Below are 3686 nucleotides of genomic sequence, written 5' to 3'. Positions count from 1 at the left end.
AGTCAAGCGATCGCCGCGAAAGTTTTCACTGGCAAGCAGTAACAAAAACTGTTATTATGATGTCTATTCTTGTTATAAGGAAATAGATACATGAATATTTCCCTTACTCCTGAGTTAGAAGCATTCGTCCAAAGACAGGTTGAGTCCGGCTTGTACCATTCTCAAAGTGAGGTGATTCGGGAGGGATTGCGTCTTTTGAAACGTTTTAACGACCATTCCGAGGAATATAAATTGTGGCTCAATGAGCAAATTGCTATCGGTCTTTCCGAGCTTGATAATGCACAAGGTCTTCCCCAAGAAGGTGCGCGGGAGCGCATCCGCAACAAGGGGCGACAATTGATGAAAAAACCGTTGTGACGAACCGGAAGTCTTATATTCTCTCGCCACAAGCGGAAAACGACCTCGCGGGAATTTATGCCTATATTGCGCGAGAGAATTCGGATGCCGCCGAACGGATGCTGGACAAGCTTCTTTCCGCCTGTGATTTACTGACAGACAGCCCCGGAATCGGACAGTATCGTTATGACCTGACCCCCCTTCATGTCCGCTTCTGGTTAGTACAGCCTCGCTATTTCCTGATATACCGAGGCGAAAACCCTGTTGAAATCGTGCGAGTTCTGGCAACAAACATGGACATTGCACGGGAACTCACCGGAGAATAAACGTTCCATTTTGGAAATTTTTTAATCTTAATTTATACCACAAAACTTTTTTGTAAAAGGTCTATTATATAATCTAACATTTTAGATCCTAAAAAATAAAATCCCTATGACCTGCTATTACTCAAGGTCTTAGGAATTTTTTTACTTACGGGACTAGTGCGGCTCGAACGCACGACCTGACGCTTAGGAGGCGTCCGCTCTATCCAACTGAGCTACAGCCCCAAATAGGAAGCATATATAATCATAGCAGGAGTTTTAGCGAGATTGCCAACAATTATCCCAAGAACCGCCGCCTACTTCTAAACCACAAAGAAAACTTTCTGCTTTCAGGATTATTTGAGATTTTCTGCCATTTAATTCTCGTAACTCTAAATTTAACTTTCCTTGCATGGTGTCTCGGCAACAGTATCTTAAACCTTCTTCTGTGGGCGCACGTAAAGGTGTACCAGATAAATCGGTGGTTCCTGTCAACTCAATTTCGTAGTTTGAGTTACTAGCTTTCATTTGCCATCTTCCCCAAGGCTGAATTTCCCAGTCTACTTGTGAATTCCAGGGAACGAATTCATAAAATTTGCCTTGATAGTGCAAGCCAATCATCGCTACAGATTCCATCCACCACAGCACACCGCGCCGTCCACCGCCAGCAGTTAATGCTAAGTCGGGTTCGCCCTCGAAGCAATTACAGTTTATCCAAAACCATTTTTGGGGAAAAGCACCACCCCAATTTTTCTCGCCGTAGGCTGGGGCGTTGGTGAATTCGTAGATTTTGCCATTCCAGTCAATCTTCCCACTGGCTAAACCGTGAGCCATCAAAATTTGCCATCCCGGTTCAAAAATCTGCAAGAATGACACCCAGCCTGCGGTTGATTGCTGAATGCTATTTTGATTACCCCAACCGTATACGGGTTGAATTTGATACTCCCAACGGCAATAATTATTCGTGGCGCGATCGCAAATAATTCCCTGATTTAAGGTGGCTGTAGCTTGATATCCTTCTTGAACATGATGCTCAAACTCTGCTGGCAGCAGGTATAAAGGAGAAACTTGCAAATCCGTTTTACCCCAATGACCTAAACCCAAAACATCTCGACTACCCCAAAATTTCTTGACATCAGGAAAAGTACGGCATAAATACTCATCATCCGGGCCGAGGATTTGGGCTGCACCGCCACTGTGGGGTTTACCGCCGATGGGATCTTCAATGGAGTACATAAAGGCGAATGTTTGCCCAATTTCCGGCAAAGTAACGCGGTAATACCAGCCTTCAAAGAAGCGGCGACTACTACCATCCCAGTGATAACCAGAATGGGGCGTTTGAGTTGATTGGAGAAAATTTAGGGGAATAGTTAACATAGATTTATATAGTTGCCGATTTTTTCAGTATGGGCGATCGCTTCGATATCAATTATGCTTATGAAATTCTGGGGCTAGAACCTGGTGCGTCGCCAGCACAAGTGAAGCGAGCTTACCGTAAACTGGTGAAAATTTGGCATCCCGATCGCTTTCTTGAGCCAAAGGAAAAACAGGAAGCTGAGGAAAAAATCAAATCAATCAACGTAGCTTACAACAAACTCAAATCTGAAAGTCCATCTGAGTCTCCCCCTAGTGAAAATCCATCTTCATCTTCGCCTACAAATCCCCCAAAAATATCTGTCAATCGTTGGGATGCAGAAACTTTCTATACTTTGGGAGTAGAGAATGCTACAAAAGAAAGATATGAAGATGCGATCGCAGATTTTACCCACGCAATTCGTCTCAATCCTCACTATATTGACGCATATAAATATCGTGGGCTAGTTTGCTCTCAACTGGGATACGAATATAGAGCCGCTTCCGATTTAAATAAAGCTGCACAAATAGAACAAGAGTTAAGAAATCCGGGCGCTACGCCTACATCACGATCAGCTAGATATACATCAAAACCTAGACCTCTGGTAAAAAGATTTTGTCATCAGATAAAAAGTTTACTGCGCCTAAATCGGCGTTGGAGATAAGAAGCGAATATAGTTTAAGACGCTCAGATGGCGACACCATATCTTGTGTTAGATAATACTTATATCTGGGAATACTAAGTATACTAATATTTGCAGCTAATTTTTTAGTATTCCTAGTATGAGCGATCGCTTCGACATAAATCATGTTTACAATATTCTTGGGTTAAAACCAGGTGCATCGGTTGATGAGGTCAAGCAAGCTTATCGCCAGATGGCTAAGACTTGGCATCCAGATTGTTTTCTCGAACCGCAGCAAAAGCTAGAAGCAGAAGAAAAAATCAAAGAAATTAATCAAGCTTATGGAAGCTTAAAATCTTATCAGCCAAATGAGATAAATCAATCCGCTTCCACTTCGACCAAAATTGATTTCACTCCATCCAATGCTGAAGGTTTCTACAAACTGGGTATGGTGAAAGCTCAAAAAGGAAAATATACTGAAGCAATTGAAGCCTTTAGCAAAGCAATTCGTCTTAACCCTAACTACCTTGAAGCATATAAATACCGAGGGCTTGCTTGCTCGAAACTCGGATATAAAAATAGAGCTTGCTCAGATTTGAAAAATGCCAGAGAACTGGAACTAAAACAGGAAAAAGCACCACCCAAACCTGCATCGCCACCGCCACCCAAACCGACATCACCAACGCCAAAGTCAGCAACGCCGCCACCATCATTTGAAGCACAGTCTCAACCTTCAGCGTGGAAATGTATACACACCCTGACTCATCTGAACTGGGTTTTTACAACTGTAATCAGTCCAGATGGGCAAACTCTGGCTAGTGGAAGTAGTGATAATACTATCAAGATTTGGCATCTCGACACAGGGAAATTAATACATACTCTCACTGGACATACAAAATGGGTAAGATGTCTTGCCTTTAGCCCAGATAGTCAAACTCTGGTTAGTGGCAGTGATGACAGCAGTATGATGATTTGGCAAGTGTTGTAAATATTTATTGATTCTATACCCATATATACCCAAAAATGGTAATATGGTTATATGAAATTATCAGATTATGCAAAGAAAGCCGGA

General features: G+C 42.5%; 5 protein-coding genes and 1 tRNA gene. 4 read left to right on the top strand and 2 right to left on the bottom strand.

Features of this window, described 5'->3' with window-relative positions; translation table 11 throughout:
- The first annotated feature begins 90 nt into the window (after positions 1-90).
- Positions 91-357, top strand: a complete 267-nt coding sequence (locus ACYTXL_RS11630) for a type II toxin-antitoxin system ParD family antitoxin (protein ID WP_461924880.1) — start codon at positions 91-93, stop codon at positions 355-357.
- Complete coding sequence (locus ACYTXL_RS11625) at positions 354-662, top strand: type II toxin-antitoxin system RelE/ParE family toxin (RefSeq protein WP_461924879.1); 309 nt, start codon at positions 354-356, stop codon at positions 660-662. Before ACYTXL_RS11630 ends, ACYTXL_RS11625 begins: the two co-directional genes overlap by 4 nt.
- A gap of 148 nt (positions 663-810) precedes the next feature.
- On the opposite strand, the gene ACYTXL_RS11620 is transcribed toward ACYTXL_RS11625, so the two are convergent.
- A tRNA-Arg gene (locus ACYTXL_RS11620) sits at positions 811-884 on the bottom strand.
- 33 nt (positions 885-917) lie between these two features.
- Positions 918-2015: a tocopherol cyclase family protein gene (locus tag ACYTXL_RS11615; protein ID WP_461924878.1), complete on the bottom strand. Its 1098-nt coding sequence runs from the start codon at positions 2013-2015 to the stop codon at positions 918-920.
- A 29-nt stretch (positions 2016-2044) separates the two neighbouring features.
- On the opposite strand from ACYTXL_RS11615, the gene ACYTXL_RS11610 reads away from it, so the two are divergent.
- On the top strand, positions 2045-2656 hold the full coding sequence (locus ACYTXL_RS11610) for a J domain-containing protein (protein ID WP_461924877.1): 612 nt from the start codon (positions 2045-2047) through the stop codon (positions 2654-2656).
- A gap of 118 nt (positions 2657-2774) precedes the next feature.
- Positions 2775-3602 (top strand): DnaJ domain-containing protein, encoded by an 828-nt coding sequence (locus ACYTXL_RS11605; RefSeq protein ID WP_461924876.1) that lies wholly within the window; start codon positions 2775-2777, stop codon positions 3600-3602.
- The last annotated feature ends 84 nt before the right edge of the window (positions 3603-3686 follow it).

Source organism: Nostoc sp., assembly GCF_054880495.1.
The sequence above is the reverse complement of the archived record's forward strand: the minus strand, read 5'-3'. Positions and strand labels throughout refer to the sequence as shown.